The sequence below is a fragment of the Nocardia sp. NPDC003183 genome (genome assembly GCF_053590715.1).
The window spans coordinates 63,275-80,473 of the sequence record NZ_JBSFTG010000012.1 but is presented as its reverse complement, the minus strand read 5'-3'; the positions used below and the strand labels follow the sequence as shown (position 1 = coordinate 80,473).

The following is a 17,199-nucleotide window of genomic DNA, read 5'->3' as shown; positions in this document are numbered from 1 at the left end:
GTTACTCTTCGGCTTATGACCGAGGTGAACGCGGCCGAAACCGTCGGCGAGGCGGCCGGACGCGGGCAGGTGCTGGCGTGGGGACTCTGGGACTGGGGATCGTCGGCGTTCCAGGCCGTGACGCTGACCTTCGTCTTCGCGGTGTATCTCACCGACAAGGTGGGCGAGGATCTACCGGGCACGACCCCGGCCAGCGCGTGGCTGGGCTGGGCGCTGGCGGGGGCGGGACTGATCGTCGCGCTGACCGCGCCGGTCTGCGGGCAGTACTTCGACGCGGTCGGTTCCCGTAAACGGGCCTTGGCGACCTTGACGGCGCTGACGGTCGGCGCGATGTCGCTGATGTTCTTCGTGCGCGACGACTATCACGATCTCTGGCTCGGCCTGGCACTGCTCGCGTTCGCCTCGGCCACCTTCGAACTCGCCGGCGTCCCCTACAACGCGATGATGCGGCAGGTGTCGACACCTGCCACGGTGGGGCGGGTCTCCGGATTCGGCTGGGCGATGGGCTATTTCGGTGGCATCGTGCTGCTGCTGATCTGCTACGCGGGGTTCCTGGCCGGGGACGGCGACACCCGCGGACTGCTCGCGATGCCCACCGATCAGGGCCTCAATGTCCGGCTCGTCATCGTGCTCGCGGCGGTGTGGTTCACGGTGTTCGCGCTGCCGGTGCTGTTCGCGGTGCCCGAGATGCCGCGCACCGGCGCCGACCCCGGCGCCGCGAAGGTCGGCTTCCTCGGTTCCTACCGGGTGCTCGCCCGGGACGTGCGGGAGCTGTGGGGTCAGGATCGGCACACGGTGTACTTCCTGCTGGCCAGCGCGGTGTTCCGGGACGGTCTGGCAGGCGTGTTCACCTTCGGCGGGGTGCTCGCGGTGACGGTGTACGGGTTCGCCGACGCCGATGTGCTGCTGTTCGGGATCGCCGCGAACGTCGTCGCGGGGGCGGCCGCGGTCGTGGCCGGGCGGTTCGACGACCGGATCGGGCCCAAGCGGGTGATCGTGGCGTCACTGGTCGGGATGCTCGGGTGCGGTCTCGCGCTGCTGATGGTGTCGGGCTCGACGATGTTCTGGATCTTCGGGCTCGCGCTCACGGTGTTCGTCGGTCCCGCGCAGGCCTCGGCTCGTTCGTTCCTGGCGCGACTGGCACCGCCGGGACGGGAAGGTCAGCTGTTCGGTCTGTACACCACGACCGGCCGGGCGGTGTCGTTCCTGGCGCCCGCCCTGTTCGGGGTGTTCGTCTCGACCTTCCACAGCGATCGCGCCGGCATCGCCGGACTTCTGGTCGTGCTGGCGGCGGGTCTGCTGGTGCTGCTCCCGGTACGTGCGCCCTCGCGCGCGGTATCCGCCGATATGTGACACCTCACCGATGGGGCGCCCGTCGAATTGTGTGTACGCCCGTACGCTGAGTTCAGTCCGCGTTTTTGGGTACCCAGCCCGCGATGCCCAACGCGATCAGGCGCATCTGCATCACGGTGCGCTCCACGATCGCCGATTCCTCACGGGGGGTGGACGCGACGAACGCAGCGATACCGTCGGTCACGGTGGTGACCAGTAGATCCGCGGCGATCTCCAGCTCGGTGGTGCTCCACGAATCCAGTGCACGCAGGCGCGACAGATCGGCGACGATCTCGCGCACGATGAGCTGCATCTCCATCGCGATCGCCTGACGCAGCGGAGCAGGCCCGCCGTGACGCTCGCGAATGAGGAAACCGAACAGGGCGCGTTTGGCGCGAACCTGCTCGAAGACGAAGCGGACCGTATCGGCCAGATGCGCGTCCGGTTTCCGCCTGACCTCGCGCAATGCCAGCCGCAGCGCGGTGACGCCCTCGTCGACGATGGTCGCGCCGAGGTCGTCGAGCGAGGCGAAGTGGCGGTAGAAGGCGGTGGGCACGATGCCGGCCGAACGGGCGATCTCACGCAGGCTCAATGCCGCGAATCCGCGCTCCGAGGCCAAGGCCAGGGTGCCGTCGAGCAGGGCTGCCCGGGTATGCGCTTTGCGCTCGTTGCGGGTTCCTGCCTGCTCAGTCACATCGGTGAGCATACATCCGTTCACCATAGCGGCCTTCGTCATGATGTTGTCCGCCTCACATTATTGCCGGTTGACAGTGGCCCGGGGTCATCGGGCACACTGGTGAGTGTACAGACGTGCACTGAAATTTGAAGCGCACGTCGCAGGACTTCTCCGTACTTCGCAATAAGGGGCAACACGACATGGTGGGACTGATCGATCTGGTGCAGACGTTGACGACGCCGCACCCGCTGGACCGGTACCTGGAGCTCGTCCGCCCCGGGCTCACCGCTCGGGAGCTGCGCGCCGAGGTCACTCATGTCTCCCACGCGGTGCCCGGCTCGGTGACGCTCACCCTGCGCGCCTCGCGGCAGTGGCGCGGCCACGCCGCCGGTCAGTACGTGCAGATCGGCGTCTCGATCAACGGCGTGCGCCACACCCGCTGCTACTCGCCGATCGACCCGGAGAGTCGTGGCGAGCGCTACCTGCAGCTCACCGTCAAGGCGCACCCGGGCGGGCTCGTCTCGAACTACCTGCACGCCAACGCGAAACCGGGCATGGTCGTCGACCTGGCGCCCGCCTCCGGTGTGTTCCACCTGCCCGAGCGTCGGCCCGACAAGGTGCTGCTGGTCAGCGGTGGCAGCGGGATCACGCCGGTACTGTCGATGTTGCGGACCCTCGACGCCGAGGGATACACCGGGCAGGTCACCTTCCTGCACTACGCCCGTCAGCCCGAGATGGTGCCGCATCGGGCCGAGCTGTCCTCGATCGCGCAGCGTCGCGCCAACTTCCGCATCGAATACCGCTACCCGGTCGAGCCGGGCACGGTGATCGACGGTGAAACCTCCACCGGCAGTGGATTCTTCGACTACGACGAGCTCGAGCGGGTGGCACCCTGGTTTGCCGACGCGCAGACCTTCGTGTGCGGGCCGCCGCCGCTGATGCGCGCGGTGCACACGATCTTCGAGGCCGAGGGTCTGCAAGACCGGGTGCTCAGTGAGGAATTCACACTCACCACGGTCCCGTCGGATCCGTCGGAGGCCACCGGCACCGTCACCTTCTCCGGCAGCGACGTCGCCGCCGACAACACCGGAGCAACGCTGCTCGAGCAGGCCGAAGCGTCCGGCCTGACCCCGGAATACGGCTGCCGCATGGGGATCTGCTTCTCCTGCACCGCGACCAAGGTCTCCGGCTGCACCCGCAATATCCGCACCGGCGAACTCGACGCCGAGCCCGACAAGCAGATCCAGGTCTGCATCAACACAGCTGTCGGCGACGTCGACATCGCACTGTAGAACGACACCGAAATACCAGCAAGGGGAGATACAGCCATGACGATCCTCACCGAAGGCAAAGACGGTCCGGTCATCCTGAGCCCGGAGCAGGTCGAAGAACTCGGCGCCGCGCTCGACGCGATCCGCGCCCGCGTCGTCGACGATCTCGGCGAACGCGACCGCGACTACATCTACAACATCATCAAGACCCAGCGCGGCTTCGAGATCGCCGGCCGCGGCCTGATGTACCTGGGCTTCCTGCCGCCGTTCTGGCTGGCCGGCGTCGCCGCCCTCGGTGTGTCGAAGATCCTCGACAACATGGAGATCGGCCACAACGTCATGCACGGCCAGTACGACTGGATGCGTGAGCGCGGCATCAACTCCCGCGAATTCGACTGGGACACGGTCTGCCCGGCCGACCAGTGGAAGCACTCGCACAACTACATGCACCACACCTACACCAACATCGTCGACATGGACCGCGACATCGGTTACGGCATCCTGCGGATCGACGAGGCGCAGAAGTGGAACCCCTACTACCTGGGCAACCCGCTCTACGCCTTCCTGCTGATGACGTTCTTCGAGTGGGGCGTGATGCTGCACGACCTCGAAGCCGACAACATCATCAAGGGCAAGCGCAAGTGGTCCGACCTCAAGCCGCTGCTCAAGGGGCAGGGCAAGAAGGCGGGCAAGCAGGTCCTCAAGGACTACGTGATGTTCCCGGCGCTCACCGGCCCGCTGTTCCTGCACACGCTGGCAGGCAACGCGGCCGCGAACCTGGTGCGCAATGTGTGGACCTACTCGATCATCTTCTGTGGTCACTTCCCCTCGGGCGTGCAGACGTTCTCCAAGGAGGAGACCGAGGTCGAGACCCGCGGTGAGTGGTACGTGCGCCAGATGCTCGGCTCGGCCAACATCAACGGCTCGCGGCTGTTCCACATCATGTCGGGCAACCTCTCGCACCAGATCGAGCACCACCTGTTCCCCGATATCCCGGCCAACCGGTACCCGGAGATCGCGCCCGAGGTGAAGGCGCTGGCCGAGAAGTACGGCCTGCCCTACAACACCGGTCGTTTCTCCAAGCAGATCGGTTCGGTCTGGGTCAAGATCTTCCAGCTCGCGCTGCCCGATCGTTTCGTGAAGAGGGCGCCCAAGCCCGGTGTTATCGTTATGCGTAATCGGAAGGCAACCGAAGTGGGCGTGTAAATGGTCGGCAAATTCGAAAGCAATAAGGATCTGGTCCAGGAACTGACGTCCTCCGGTGCCCAGCGGGTCGGCAAGATCGCGACTCTGATCACCGGAACGGTCGCCGAGGTCGCTCGGGAGATCGGTGAGTTCGTCACCGACGCGATCGAGATGCGAGAAGCCGCGGCCGCCGCTCGTCGCGACGCGGCGCAGGACCGGGCCGAGGCGGAGTTCGCGAAGGCGCGCGATGTCGAGACCGACCCGGTCGACCTCGACACCGCGACCGACGGCGATCTCGATTCGGCGCCCGTGTTCGCCGAGCCGGGCGACAAGGCCTGACGATTCACCACACCGGCAACCGCCTGCGGTGTTCGGTGACATCGGTGATCAGATCCCGGTAGCCGTCGGTCAATTCGGCAAGACGACACCACTGCAGATGGGTGCGAGCCTCCCGCTGCCGTGGTGTCGTTGTCGTTGGGGCCGGTCCCGCGATGGCCTGCTGGGCGGCGATCCATTTCGCCGCCATCCGGTCGATCACCGCGCCGAGGGTCTCGGTGTGCAGCGAGGCGCCGTCGCGGTGTTCCACATGGGCGGCGACCCAGCCGTCGATGCGGGCGATCAGCGCGCCGCGGTCGTTGTCGATGTCGTCGACCAGGCGCGCGCACGCCGCCCCGGTGCTGCTCGAGGCGGCGGGGTCGCGTGCCTGCTCCAGCACTCTGCGCCGGCGATCGTGGCAGCTCGCGAGCCCGCGGGCGGCGTCGAGAACCCGGTGCGGTGCCGGGTCGGGGTGGTCGGTTTCCAGAAAGGCCCGCAACAGCGCTGAAGGAGTCGGCAGCTGTGCGGCATCCAAACGGTGGCCGTGATCGATCGGCATGGGCACGCCCCCTGATAACACTGTTGTGCATGGATACGCCAGAGCCGAGGAGGATGGGTGTGGGGGTGCACTCCCCGGCACCGGCGTAGCCCCGCCCGGACGTCGACAAGAGTCCGCGACGCTGCGGGTGGAGAAGACGGCCCGGGGGAAATCGGGACCCTTTCAGGAAAGCGCGATTCGGCGCCGACGCGCAATAGCGTGGTGGACAAACCCGGTGGTCGGCGGAAATTGTTATCCACCATTACGGCCGGGTCTCCCCACGAGCACTCCCGGGTAACCGCGGTGGCACATTTCCGGCAATCATTTCGGCGCCGAATGCACTAACCTCGATAATTGTGCCCGCTTACGTCTCATCGCCCGAGCTGACCTTCGGGTTCCTGTTCGCCCTGGAGGACCCGGAGCGCATCGCCGATGTCGTGCGCGGCCTCATGGAACGCCGTGCGGTATCGGTGTTCCGGCTCGCGCGCCTGTCCGACGACGACGGACCCCCCGAGCGCTACGTCGTGAACTGGGCTGCCATCCCGCAGATTTCGATCACCACCGGAGCCCCCGACGACGAGGAACTACGCGCGCAGCGGATCATGCTGGTCAACGCCTTCCTGGGGGAGGGCGGCGAGGTGAGGATGTACTCGGGAAACCCGGACGGACCGAGCTGAATTCAGCGGGTCGACTCGTAGATCCGGCGGACCACGTCCTCGATATCGGGTTCCTCGATCGACAGATCGCGCACCTGCGCCCGGTCCGACACCGCCGCCAGTAAAGCCGCGGCAGTGGTCTTCTCGGCGTCGAACGCCAGGCGCTGGCGCATGCCGCCCGCCTCGCTGGACAGCAACTGTGCCCCACACGGCAGATCATCGAGATCCGGTGCGGGAGCAGCCAGGTCGACCACCAGCACCCGGCGCGCGCCGACGGTGGCGCCGAGCCCGGCCAGTGAACCGTCGTACACCAGCCTGCCGTAATCGACGACGAGCACCCGATCACAGAGTCGTTCGATATCGCCCATATCGTGGGTGGTGAGCAGCAGCGTGGTGCCGCGCTCGATCCGTTCGGCGCGCAGGAACTCCCGTAATCGTTGTTTGGACAGCACATCCAGGCCGATCGTCGGCTCGTCCAGGATCACCAGCTCGGGCGAATGCAACAGTGCGGCCGCAACTTCCGCGCGCATGCGCTGACCGAGCGAGAGCTGGCGGACAGGGGTGTCGAGGGTGTCGGCCATTTCCAGCTGTTCCACCAGTTCGTGGGTCCGCTTGTCGGCGATATCGGGATCGAGGCGATGGATCGCGGCCAGGATCGCGAACGATTCGTGCAGCGGCAGGTCCCACCACAGCTGCGAACGCTGCCCGAACACGACGCCGATGCGCGAGGCGAGCTCCTTACGCTGACGCACCGGCTCGAGGCCGCAGGTACGCACGGTTCCGGTGGTCGGCACCAGGATGCCGGTGAGCATCTTGATGGTCGTCGACTTGCCCGCGCCGTTGGCGCCGATATAGCCGACCGCCGAGCCGCGTTCGATCCGGAAACTCATCCGGTCGACGGCGGTGATGGTGTCGCGATGTCGGCGCCAGCGGCTGCCGTTCTTGCGATAGACGGTGAATTGCCGGGTGAGGTCATCGATGTCGATGATCGGATCCTGGTGCTCGTGCTCGTCCATCGTTATCCCCCTCCTCCCTGATAGTGCCTCGTACCGATCCGCCATGCCGCCGATGCGAGCAGCCACACCCACGCCGCGGCGAGTGGCGTCAGCCACGCCGACCACGCGGGCAACAGTGGTGGGCCCGGCAAACCGAGCAGGGCGATCGTCGGCACGTATGCCGTGAACGCGACGGGAATCGCGAACCCGAACAACAGTTTCAGCGGTGTCGGGAACACCGAGGCCGGCTGCATCGCGGCGAACGAACCGCCGTAGGTGAAGCTGTTGGTGAGCTCGGCACCGTCGATCAAGAAGAACTGTAGTCCGGCCGCGCATACGAAAAGGCCACAGAACAGCGCGATTCCACTGATCAGGGTGATCACGATCAAGGTAACCGGGGCGATGCCCCAGTCGATATCGTTGCGCCACAGCCCGATCCCGAGCACGATCACCGCGACCGCGGCTCGCGCGAGTCTGCGTAACGAGATGTCACTGGTCACCAGCTGCAACAGCAACGGTTGTGGGCGAAGGTGATACGCGTCGAGGGTGCCCATCCTGATCATCGAGGGCAGGGAATCCAGATGCCCGACCGCGACCTGGGCCAGCGCGAAGGAGGTGTTGGACAGCCCGAACAGCAGCAGCGCGGCATCCACATCGAGGCCGCCGAGGGTCTTCACGTTGTGGAAGATGACCCACACCTCGGCGAACTCCACCAGCCCGATCAGGAAGGCACTGAACACCTCGGTGGCGAACGAAAGGCGGTACACCTGCTGTGCTTTCACACGCGAACGCAATACTGCGAGATAGGGAGTGAACCAGGTCCCGGCAACAACGCGCGCGGAATCCGGTTCAGCCACCCTGTACCTCCAGCCTGCGTTGTCCCGCCCGCAGCAACACCCTGCCGAGCAGTCCGATCACCAACACCCAGAAGCCTTGTATCGCAACGATGATCAAGGCATCCGACCCGGCGGCGCGCCCTGACAGCGTATCGATCGGGGCCTGCAGGATGGAGGGAAACGGCGTAGACATGGCGACGACACGCAACCAGTCGGGGAACATGTGCACCGGGACGAAAAGCCCGGCCAGGAACGTTCCGACGATCTGATACAGCACCCGGATGCCGCGGATCTCGACCACCCAGAACCCGATCAGCGCCACCGCGAACAGGCACAGAAACGACAGGGCCACCGCGAGCAGCACACTGATCAGGCCGAGCAGATAGGCCACCGGCGTACTCGGCATCGACAAACCGAAGGTGGCGGCGCCGATGACGATGCTCGGTACCCCGCGCGGCAGGATCGTGCAGGCGGCGCGGCCCATGTCGGTGGCCAGGTAGCCGAGTTGCACGTCGATCGGACGCAGGAAATCGATCGCGACGTCACCGGTCTTGATCCGGTCGACCAGGTCGATCTGCGGTCCCATGAACTGAGTGGCGCCCAGTAACGCCTGCGACAACCACACATAGGCCCCGATGGTGCCCTCGTCGTACCCGCCGAAATCACCGGCGGCACGCACCGCCGCGACCATCACCGCCGCACGAACGAACCCGAACACACAGTTGGTGAACAGCCCGGCGAACATCGCCAGCTTGTATTGGGCCTGCCGCTTGAATCCCGCCCGCGCCAGCGTCCAATACACCCGGAAAGCCCCGGGCTTGCGACGTCGCCGCACCGCGAAGGCAAGCCCACCATCCCCCGCCACATTGCCCCGCACAATCAGTCAACTCTAGGCCGATCGCCACGAATCAGGACGAGAACGGCACGGATCGCCGACGCCCGCCGCGCACCGGGCTATCGGCACATGCTCAGTCCTTGGGGAAGCCCGTCGCGAACAAGATCGCGATGGCGACCGAGCTGACCACGGAGATGGCAAGGATGATCCACATGGGGCGAAAGATTACCCGGCCGGGGGCACCACCCCGGCATCGCACCGCCGTGACCGGCATCAGTGCAGGTCACGGCGGTGTCTGGGAGGTCGGCGGCAGCCCGCTATTTGTCGACCACGGTGATCGCGGCCTCGTTGGCGTCGACCTCCGGGTCGGAGGGGTTCGCGTCGGCCTTCACCGTGATGCGCGACTTGTCGATGCCGTCGCTCTCGAGGGCGGCCGCGATGTTGTCACCGCGCGCCTCGGCCAGGGATTTCGCCGAGGCGGTATTCGAATCCTCGGCGTAGGTCGTGATCTGGATCTCGGTGTCGTTGCCCCGCAACGGGACGGCTACCGCTTTGAGAGTCGCGACGGCAGCCGTGCTGAGATCGGAACTACCCGCGTCGAAGGTGATCGGTGCGGCGGCCAAGACCGTGTTGATCGCGTCCTGCACCGCTTGCTCCGCGGTGTCGCGCACCGTGCTCATCATCGAGGATGCCGTCGCAGCGACGCTGCTGCGCATGGCGTCGGTCTGGGTGGTCTGGGTGGTCGTGGTGGCTGCCGGTGCGGAGGAGTCGTCATCGGAGCTACACGCCGCGGTCATCAGCAGGACCACCGCGATCGAGGCGATCCCACAGACGCTGTTTCTGAGTTTCAACGGATTCTCCTTGTGTGTGAATGCCGGACAGTGGGTCGTGCGGAAGAGCTGCGGTTCGGCCGGTTCGCTGGATCGCAGAACAGTGCCGCGATGGCGAGAGTCACACAGCGGCGGCGTGTGCGGCTCACCCGAAAAGGGTGAGTCGGCCGAACATGGCGAACTCGGCACGGTTGCTGTCGGCCGCGATCTGCTCCAAGGACACGGAGTGGTTTCCAAAGCCAGACGAATGCGTCGCCATTGCGCACGCTGTTCCGTGGGGATCGGGCCGGAGGTAGATTCGGTATGCGGCAGAGGCTTATGAAGTACGTCCGAACCACCATTCGAGGTGCAATACCTATGACACCGGATGAACTCATGGAAGAAGCATGCAGGCTGGCGAAAGAGTCTGTCGACAACGATTGGGGTGGACCGTTCGGCGCGGTGATCGCGAAGGACGGGGTGATCGTCGCGCGCGGGCAGAATCGGGTGCTGCTCACCGGTGATGCCACCGCACACGCCGAAATAGAAACCATCCGCAAGGCCACCCAGGTCCTCAACGGCGAGGCCCCGAGTATTTCCAAAGAGCATCAGAACGAGTCGACGCTCGAATTGGTCCCGCGACCTGAAGGATCTCCCGACAAGGTCCCGGAACGCGCGAAGATGTTGATGGGGATGGAGATATTCATCAGCGGCGCACCGTGTCCCATGTGTATGAGCGCAATCTATTGGGCACGTCTGGACGCCGTGCATTTCGCGAGCGACCTGGCCGACACCAGCGAAATCGGCTTCGACGACGCGTATCAATACGAGGACTTCACCAGGCCCCTGCCCGAGCGGTCCGTGAAAATCGAACAGTTCCGCAGGGATCTGGGCGCCGAAGCGTACAAGACCTGGGCCGAAAAGGCCGATAAGCACCCGTACTGACATGACGGCCTCGAAGGCACCGTCGCCGCGGCCCGCCGCGGCGACGGTGGTCATCACTCAGCAGCCCCGAGTCGGCCGCGAGAGCGAGTTCCGGCGGTGGCAGGCGGAGGTGAACGACGCTGCGGCGACCTTCCCCGGATTCCTCGGCGCCGACGTGACGCCACCGGGCGACGCTCAGTCCGACTGGTCGGTCGTCTATCGGTTCGACGACATCGTCAACCTCAAGCGCTGGCTCGCCAGCGATACGCGCGACGAACTTCTCGCCCGCGGAACCGGGCTGTTCGAACGGCCGTCGACGCAGCATGTGCTGGTCGACGAGCCGGCCGAAGAGGTAGCGACCGTCGTCGTCTCGCATCCCGTGGCGGCCGACCGCGAAACGGAATTCATCGCGTGGCAGGACCGGATGACCGAGGTCGAACGGACATTTCGAGGTTTTCGCGGATCCGGGTTGCACCGGCCGATCCCCGGTGTTCAGAGTGACTGGACGATCATCTATTCCTTCGCTTCGGCCGAACATCTCGACCATTGGCTCGAATCGCCCCAGCGCAAGGCGTTGCTCGAAGAGGCGCCGGACTTCAGGGACTTCGAGGTTCACCGAATCGCCAACCCCTACGGGTCGTGGTTTCCGCCGAGCCGGACCGGCGAGGACGGCGGTCCGGCATCGTGGAAGACGGCCCTGTCGGTCCTGGTAGGGCTGTATCCGACGGTCGTGATCCTCACCGTGATCATCGCCGAGATCTGGCCCGGCGCGCAGCTGTGGATCAGCCTGCTGGTCGGGAACATCCTGTCGGTCAGCCTGCTGACCTGGGTGGTGATGCCGGTCGTCACCCGCGCGCTGGGATTCTGGATGCGATCGGACCCCCGCCCCGATCCCCGCACCGACCTGGTCGGACTCGCCTGCTCGGTGGGTTTCCTGACGCTCGCCGCGATCTTCTTCTATCTGGTGACAAGGGTGTTCTGGACGCTCCCGTGACGTCGATTTCGTCAATAGGCCCGGTGAAGTCCAACTGTTCCCGGTTCGTCTCGGCTGGCAGGCGAGTTCGGCCTCCTGGGCCGCCATGACGAGCGTGGCCCCGCGCCGACAGGCTCGATCAGCCGATCGGTGGTGCGAGATATTCCAGCGCGTAACCATCGCCGGAGGGGGTTACGCGGGCGATGCCGGGTGAGTCGAGGTGGGCGCCTGCCACGAAGTGGTCCGGTTGAGTCAGCTGTTCGAGCAGGGCCGCTCGCGCGGCGCGGGCCTGGGACTGGTTGCCGTCGAACTCCCAGGTCACGTTCGGCTGATCGAATTGGAGCGTGGGGACGTGGACGGTGTCACCCCAGACGAGAAGGTGGCCGGTGGCGCTGCTGACGTCGTAGACGGTGTGACCGGGTGTGTGGCCCGGTGTCGGAATCGCGGTGACCCAGTCGTTGATCGTGACTTTCTCGGACACGGGTACGACCCGGTCGCGGATCGGCTCGAGCCGCCCCGTGAACACCGAGGTGTCGCCCGCGCCGATCCACACCCGCTCGAGTTCGGGGAACGCCTCCGAACCGTCCGGCGTGATCAGGCCGCTCACGTGGTCTTCGTGGTTGTGGGTGATGGCGACATCGGTGACCTGCGCCCGGTCGATTCCCGCTTCGTCGAGTGCGTCGTAGATCAATCCCATGGTGGGGTCGTGCCAGACGTCGGACGCGCCGGTGTCGATGAGAACCGACCGCGTGCCGTCGGTGACGAAGAAGGCGTTGACCGACAGCCGCAAGTTGTCGCCGGCCAGCGGCACGGCGGTCGGCAGCGCGGGGAGCGGGCGCCCGTCCTCGCCGCGGAGCCGTGTCGGTGGCATGTCGATGTACCCGTCTCGCAACGAGATCACCTGCAGACCGCCGAATTCGAACGTGGCATGGTGCCGGCCACTCGAGATCAAACGCATGGAGCCTCCATCGTGTTGGGCGCGTATCGCGCCTCTCCGATGGAAGACTAAATCTTCTTTAGGAGAAAGTCTACACTGCAGCGAGGTATCCATCGATCGAGGAGCACGGTGGTCGAGCAAGACGCAAACGTGGCCGAATCACAGGATCGTGATGACCTGGCAGGCGCGTTCGGCCGTAACGTACGGCGACGCCGTGAGGAAGCGGGCCTGACGCTGGAACAGCTGTCCACACAGTCGTCGGTCAGCCGGGCGATGCTGTCCAAGGTCGAACGCGGTGAGAAGAGCCCGACAATTGGTGTCGCGTCCAGGATCGCCCACGCGCTCGACGCGTCGCTCTCGGACCTGGTCGGTGGAGCAGCTGCGGCCGCGTCCGGTGTGGCCGTTGTCCTGCGCAAGAACGATCGCCCCGTTTTCCGTGACCCGGAAACCGGCTTCGAACGGCACATGGTGTCGGCGGCCCCGGGGGCGGGAGGCGGCGAGATGGTTGTCCATTACCTGCCCGCACAGGTCTCTACCGGGTTGCTGCCCGCGTATCCGGCGGGTACGGAGAAGCAACTCGTGGTACTCGAAGGCACCCTCACCGTCGCGATCGGCGGGATCATCGAAATCCTGAATACAGGCGACTCCCTGTTCTTCCAGGCCGACGCGGACCACGGCTTCGCCAACCGAACGGACGCGCCCTGTGAATACATCATGGTCATCTCGCGCAGAACCTGAACGGCCGCAGCTCGCGGGCCCGGACGAGGTCGGCGGCCGATGGCCATGGTCGGCGTTTGCCGACCGTGGCCATCCTGATGGATCAGTCCAGGACGGCAGTGGCTTCGATCTCCACGAGGAGGTCGGGCCTCCACAGGGTTTGTACGCCGATGACGGTGACAGGAGGCAGCGGCGCACTGAAGCCGTCGGATTCCTGGGCGCGTGAAGTGCCTTCCCACAGTTCGTCGGCCATGTCGGTGGTCCAGCCGGCGACGTAGAAGGTCAATCGGGCGATGTCGGTGACATCGCCCCCCGCGCCCCTCACCGCTGTCGCGACGTTGCGAAGGGCGTCATGGACCTGCGATGCGAGGTCGGTCGCCGTCGTTTCACCGAGAGGCGTCACGGCCAGCTGTCCGGCCAGCAGCAGCAGCCGGGACCCGGTGGTCGTGGCGACGGGCGCGTAGTCCTTCTGTTGGAGCAGGCCGTCGGGGTGGCTGAGGTGCGCGGTCATCGTGGATCTCCTTCGTCTTCGGTCGCGAGCGCACTCGATGCCACGTCCACGGCGATCGAGTCCTGCCAGCGAGCCAACACCGTGTGGTCACCACACAGTCAAGATGTCCACGTCCGCGCACCCGTGCAGGCTCGACCGGGGTGGCAGCGGGCCCACTCTCGTGCGTCATGAACCACGCGGGGTGTTGTGTACCCTGCGGTGCAGGACATACTTGCGGATCGGACGCCTATGAAGCTGACGACGCTGCTGGGCCGTCGCGCGGAACGCGAGGCGGTCGAAAAGCTGCTCGAGGCCGCGCGCGTGGGTAACAGCGGGACGATCATCCTGCGCGGGCAACCCGGGATCGGCAAGACGGCGCTCTTGGACTATGCCCGAGAAGCCGGCAGCCCGGTCTTCCGCGTGGTGGGCTGCGTCGGTGTGGAGTCCGAGGCGCTCTTCGCTTTTGCCGCCCTGCACCAACTGTGCGCGCCGCTGCTCGACGAAGGGAAACGGCTTCCCGAGTCTCAGCGCGTCGCTATCGATGTGGCTTTCGGCAGTCGCAGTGGGCCTGCGCCCGATATGTTCCTGGTCGGCCTGGCGACATTGAACCTCCTGACCGACGCTGCCGAAGCTGCGCCCCTGCTGTGCCTCATCGACGACGCGCAGTGGCTCGACCCGGCGTCGGCGCAGGTCCTCGCGTTCGTGAGCCGGCGGATCGCACACGAGCGGGTGGCGATGATGTTCGCCTCACGCGAGCTCGAGACCGACGGCCCCCACCCCGTGACCGCCGATGCGGTGGAGTTGCGCCTGGAGGGCCTGCGGGATGCCGACTCGCGCTCGCTGCTCATGCGGGGGGCACACGCTCCCGTGGACGAGAAAGTGCGCGATCGGATCCTCGCAGAAGCGAGAGGTAACCCGTTGGCGCTCCTGGAGTTCCCGCGCCGCGCTCGTCTGACTGAACTCGCGGGAGGTTTCGAATCGCCCGGCGCGCTCAACGTTCCTCGTCGGATCGAAGAGGGATTCCGGCGTCGCTCGGCAGGGCTGTCCGAAGACGCCCAGCTCTTGCTTCTGCTCGCCGCAGCGGACGCGACCGGGGATGCGGTGCTGCTGTGGCGAGCAGCCGAAGAGTTGGGGATAACGCCGGCGGCCGTCGAACCTGCCCAGGAGACCGGGCTGATAGAAGTCGATACCAGAGTGCGGTTTCGTCACCCCTTGGTGCGCTCGGCTGTGTACCGGTCCGCTACGCCGGAGACTCGTCGCCGCGCTCACCGCGCACTCGCCGCAGCGACTGATCCCCACACCGATCCTGATCGCCGAGCCTGGCACCACGCATCCGGGGTCGTAGGGGCCAGTGAGGACGCAGCGGCCGAACTCGAGCGATCCGCCGAACGGACACGCGCCCGCGGTGGCGTCGCAGCGGCGGCGGCATTCCTTCAGCGCGCCACGGAACTCACCCCTGAACCCGCGGTACGTGCACGGCGAGCGCTGGCGGCTGCGCACGCCAAACACGACGCGGGAGCATCGGCGGCCGCCGAGGAACTGCTCACGGTCGCCGAACTGGGCCCGCTCGATGAGCTCCAGCGCGCCCGGGTCGATCTACTTCGAGCGCGAATCACCTTTCATCTGACCCAGAGCAACGACGTTCCTGCGATGTTGCTCGAAGCCGCCAGGAACCTGACGGTTCTCGACCCGGCACTGGCGCGCGAAACCTACCTGCACGCCATCGACGCAGCCCTGGTCGTCGACGCCTCCAGCGTGGCCGAGGTTGCCGGCGTGGCGCGATCGGCGCCGCCACCCCGGGGTGAACCGAGCCCGCCGGATCTGCTTCTCGACGCGTTGGTGGCGACATTCGCGATCGGGTACGCAGCGGGCGCCCCTCCTGTTCGACGCGCGATGGAAGCGTTCCGCGACCATGGCTTCGATGGGGAGGCGACGGGTGAGATGGGCAGCCGACGGTGGTTATGGCTGGCGACCCGAACCGCGGCGGCTTTCTTCGACGATGACATCGGCATCACGCTCGCCGACAGGAACGTACGGCTCGCACGCGAGGCGGGCGCGCTGACGACGCTTCCACTGTCCCTCGTCGCGTTGTCCTCGGCATTGGTTCTGACAGGCGACCTCTCCCGCGCCGCGGAAGTCGCGGCTGAGGAAGCTGCGATCACCACGGCGACAGATGCCGTACCGCTGCTGTACGGACAGCTCTACGTCGCCGCGTGGGGCGGGCACGAACTCGACACGCGAAGGTTGTTCAAGGCCAGTGTCGCGAACGCAGGTGAAAGGCTCTCCGAAGCGGCGACCGCACACTACGCGCTCGCGGTGCTTCTCAACGGTCTTGGCCAGTATGGGGCTGCGCGCGACGCTGCTGCGCGGTCGAACGAGATGGGCGAGCTCGTGAACAGCAGTCTCACCCTTCCCGAGCTGGTCGAGGCGTCGGTTCGGGCGAACGACCCGGATGGGGCAAGCGCTGCGGCGGACGAGCTCTCCACGCGAGCTGCCGCCAGCGGCACTGCCTGGGCGCTCGGGCTCGCCGCCCGTTCGCGTGCCCTCGTCACCACTGATCCCACCGCTGAGACCTGTTACCAAGAGGCGATCCGCCACCTTCAGAACAGCAGAATGAAAGGTCATCTCGCGCGGACCCACCTCGTCTACGGCGAATGGTTGCGACGAGAAGGACGTCGACAGTCGGCTCGTGAACAGCTTCGCACCGCACACGAGATGCTCACAGACATGCGCGCCGACGCGTTCGCCGCGCGCGCTGCACGGGAATTGCGCGCCACTGGACAGCATCCGCGCAATCGCTCAACCGAACCCGGCACCGAACTCACCGCTCACGAGCAGCTGGTGGCTCGCCTCGTCGCGACGGGGTCAACCTCCAGGGAGGTGGCTACCCAGCTGTTCCTGAGTCCCCGCACTATCGATGCGCACCTGCGCAACATCTACCGCAAACTCGGCATCAGCTCCCGCAAACAGCTCCGCGACCTGCTAAACCCCTGAGGGGGCCTGCGGAGCGGCCCGTTCCCGGACGGCTTGTTCGGAAGGTGGATAGGCGCCGCGCAGACGGAGCATGGTCGCCGTCACCACGGCACGGATGTCCGTTTCGCGCAACGGGGCGGAGAACAGCGCCGAACTGAACGAGAAGCCCTCGATCAGGGCGAACAGCAGCAGCGCCTCGCGGTGCAGCGCTTCCTCATCGATCGCACGGTCGGCCAGCGCCTCACGCATCAGCGAGCGGATCACCTCCGCGCCCGCGAGAGAGGTCGCAGCGACGTCGGCCGCGAGCTCGGGGTCCGTGCGCGCCATGACGCGGTATTCGACCATGGCGATGTTCTCCTTGCGTTCCTGCTCGCTGGTGGGTGCGGCGAAGGCGATGACGTCCACGATCCGTGTTGCCGGGTCGTCGGACATCGTCGCGGCGCGATCCACGGCGCGCTGCATGAGGACGCCCAAGGTGAAGCGCATGACCTCGCGGACGGTGTCGCCGAAGTAGTACCGGATGCTCCCGATGGCCAAGCCGGTGCGTGCGGCGATCCGGGCGAGGGTCACCGAGCGGAGCCCGTGCTCGGCGATCTCGTCGATCACGGCGTCGGCGATCTGCTCCCGGCGGACATCCGGGTCAACTCTCTTGGGCACGAACCTGACTGTAGCGCTTTTAGCATGTACATGCTAATTTTTCTGGCATGGTCATGCTAGAAAAATCCTGCTGCGATGGT

The 17,199-nt window shown here is 66.2% G+C and carries 18 protein-coding genes; 9 read left to right on the top strand and 9 right to left on the bottom strand.

The features are described from left to right. The first annotated feature begins 15 nt into the window (after positions 1–15). Positions 16–1,353 (top strand): MFS transporter, encoded by a 1,338-nt coding sequence (locus tag ACWDXS_RS26865; protein WP_378995507.1) that lies wholly within the window; start codon positions 16–18, stop codon positions 1,351–1,353. Between the two features lie 52 nt (positions 1,354–1,405). Here the strand turns inward: ACWDXS_RS26865 and ACWDXS_RS26860 are convergent, their stop codons facing one another. Further along, the gene (locus tag ACWDXS_RS26860; RefSeq protein ID WP_378630033.1) at positions 1,406–2,053 is read right to left on the bottom strand and encodes a TetR family transcriptional regulator; all 648 of its coding nucleotides are present in this window, start codon (positions 2,051–2,053) and stop codon (positions 1,406–1,408) included. 155 nt (positions 2,054–2,208) lie between these two features. Here ACWDXS_RS26860 and ACWDXS_RS26855 point away from each other — a divergent pair, with 155 nt between their 5' ends. Genes ACWDXS_RS26855 through ACWDXS_RS26845 form a run of 3 tightly spaced genes read left to right on the top strand, consistent with a single transcriptional unit; the run spans position 2,209 to position 4,803 of the window. After that, positions 2,209–3,300 carry a ferredoxin reductase gene (locus ACWDXS_RS26855; RefSeq protein ID WP_378995509.1) on the top strand — a complete coding sequence of 364 codons (1,092 nt, stop codon included), beginning with the start codon at positions 2,209–2,211 and terminating at the stop codon, positions 3,298–3,300. Positions 3,301–3,336: 36 nt separating this feature from the next. After that, on the top strand, positions 3,337–4,485 hold the full coding sequence (locus ACWDXS_RS26850) for a fatty acid desaturase family protein (RefSeq protein WP_378995511.1): 1,149 nt from the start codon (positions 3,337–3,339) through the stop codon (positions 4,483–4,485). Continuing rightward, positions 4,486–4,803: a hypothetical protein gene (locus ACWDXS_RS26845; RefSeq protein ID WP_378995513.1), complete on the top strand. Its 318-nt coding sequence runs from the start codon at positions 4,486–4,488 to the stop codon at positions 4,801–4,803. It begins immediately after the preceding gene. A 4-nt stretch (positions 4,804–4,807) separates the two neighbouring features. Here the strand turns inward: ACWDXS_RS26845 and ACWDXS_RS26840 are convergent, their stop codons facing one another. Next, positions 4,808–5,338, bottom strand: a complete 531-nt coding sequence (locus ACWDXS_RS26840; RefSeq protein WP_378995515.1) for a DUF4254 domain-containing protein — start codon at positions 5,336–5,338, stop codon at positions 4,808–4,810. Positions 5,339–5,673: 335 nt separating this feature from the next. Between ACWDXS_RS26840 and ACWDXS_RS26835 the strand changes: the two genes are divergently transcribed. Beyond that, positions 5,674–5,994: a hypothetical protein gene (locus tag ACWDXS_RS26835; RefSeq protein ID WP_449969736.1), complete on the top strand. Its 321-nt coding sequence runs from the start codon at positions 5,674–5,676 to the stop codon at positions 5,992–5,994. Between the two features lie 2 nt (positions 5,995–5,996). On the opposite strand, the gene ACWDXS_RS26830 is transcribed toward ACWDXS_RS26835, so the two are convergent. The 4 genes from ACWDXS_RS26830 to ACWDXS_RS26815 all read right to left on the bottom strand — a co-directional run bounded on the left by ACWDXS_RS26830 (position 5,997) and on the right by ACWDXS_RS26815 (position 9,490). After that, positions 5,997–6,989: an ABC transporter ATP-binding protein gene (locus tag ACWDXS_RS26830; RefSeq protein WP_378995517.1), complete on the bottom strand. Its 993-nt coding sequence runs from the start codon at positions 6,987–6,989 to the stop codon at positions 5,997–5,999. A 2-nt stretch (positions 6,990–6,991) separates the two neighbouring features. Then, complete coding sequence (locus tag ACWDXS_RS26825; RefSeq protein WP_266298325.1) at positions 6,992–7,825, bottom strand: ABC transporter permease; 834 nt, start codon at positions 7,823–7,825, stop codon at positions 6,992–6,994. Continuing rightward, on the bottom strand, positions 7,818–8,681 hold the full coding sequence (locus ACWDXS_RS26820) for an ABC transporter permease (protein WP_378995519.1): 864 nt from the start codon (positions 8,679–8,681) through the stop codon (positions 7,818–7,820). The genes ACWDXS_RS26825 and ACWDXS_RS26820 overlap by 8 nt, the downstream gene beginning before the upstream one ends. 275 nt (positions 8,682–8,956) lie before the next feature. Beyond that, positions 8,957–9,490: an OmpA family protein gene (locus tag ACWDXS_RS26815; protein ID WP_378995521.1), complete on the bottom strand. Its 534-nt coding sequence runs from the start codon at positions 9,488–9,490 to the stop codon at positions 8,957–8,959. Positions 9,491–9,826: 336 nt separating this feature from the next. Between ACWDXS_RS26815 and ACWDXS_RS26810 the strand changes: the two genes are divergently transcribed. Both ACWDXS_RS26810 and ACWDXS_RS26805 read left to right on the top strand, forming a co-directional pair. Further along, a complete protein-coding gene (locus tag ACWDXS_RS26810; protein ID WP_378995523.1) occupies positions 9,827–10,393 on the top strand; it encodes a nucleoside deaminase in 567 nt (188 codons plus the stop codon). A gap of 1 nt (position 10,394) precedes the next feature. Further along, entirely contained in the window at positions 10,395–11,366 is a 972-nt protein-coding gene (locus ACWDXS_RS26805) for an antibiotic biosynthesis monooxygenase (protein WP_387445211.1), read from the top strand. A gap of 118 nt (positions 11,367–11,484) precedes the next feature. Here the strand turns inward: ACWDXS_RS26805 and ACWDXS_RS26800 are convergent, their stop codons facing one another. Beyond that, on the bottom strand, positions 11,485–12,303 hold the full coding sequence (locus ACWDXS_RS26800) for an MBL fold metallo-hydrolase (RefSeq protein WP_387445210.1): 819 nt from the start codon (positions 12,301–12,303) through the stop codon (positions 11,485–11,487). A gap of 108 nt (positions 12,304–12,411) precedes the next feature. Between ACWDXS_RS26800 and ACWDXS_RS26795 the strand changes: the two genes are divergently transcribed. Continuing rightward, positions 12,412–13,020, top strand: a complete 609-nt coding sequence (locus ACWDXS_RS26795) for a helix-turn-helix domain-containing protein (RefSeq protein WP_378995530.1) — start codon at positions 12,412–12,414, stop codon at positions 13,018–13,020. Between the two features lie 82 nt (positions 13,021–13,102). On the opposite strand, the gene ACWDXS_RS26790 is transcribed toward ACWDXS_RS26795, so the two are convergent. Continuing rightward, the gene (locus ACWDXS_RS26790) at positions 13,103–13,510 is read right to left on the bottom strand and encodes a RidA family protein (protein ID WP_378995532.1); all 408 of its coding nucleotides are present in this window, start codon (positions 13,508–13,510) and stop codon (positions 13,103–13,105) included. A 228-nt stretch (positions 13,511–13,738) separates the two neighbouring features. On the opposite strand from ACWDXS_RS26790, the gene ACWDXS_RS26785 reads away from it, so the two are divergent. Next, complete coding sequence (locus ACWDXS_RS26785) at positions 13,739–16,483, top strand: AAA family ATPase (RefSeq protein WP_449969727.1); 2,745 nt, start codon at positions 13,739–13,741, stop codon at positions 16,481–16,483. Here ACWDXS_RS26785 and ACWDXS_RS26780 read toward each other — a convergent pair. Further along, complete coding sequence (locus ACWDXS_RS26780) at positions 16,472–17,119, bottom strand: TetR/AcrR family transcriptional regulator (protein WP_449969725.1); 648 nt, start codon at positions 17,117–17,119, stop codon at positions 16,472–16,474. The two genes, ACWDXS_RS26785 and ACWDXS_RS26780, sit on opposite strands and share 12 nt — an antisense overlap. Positions 17,120–17,199 lie beyond the last annotated feature (80 nt).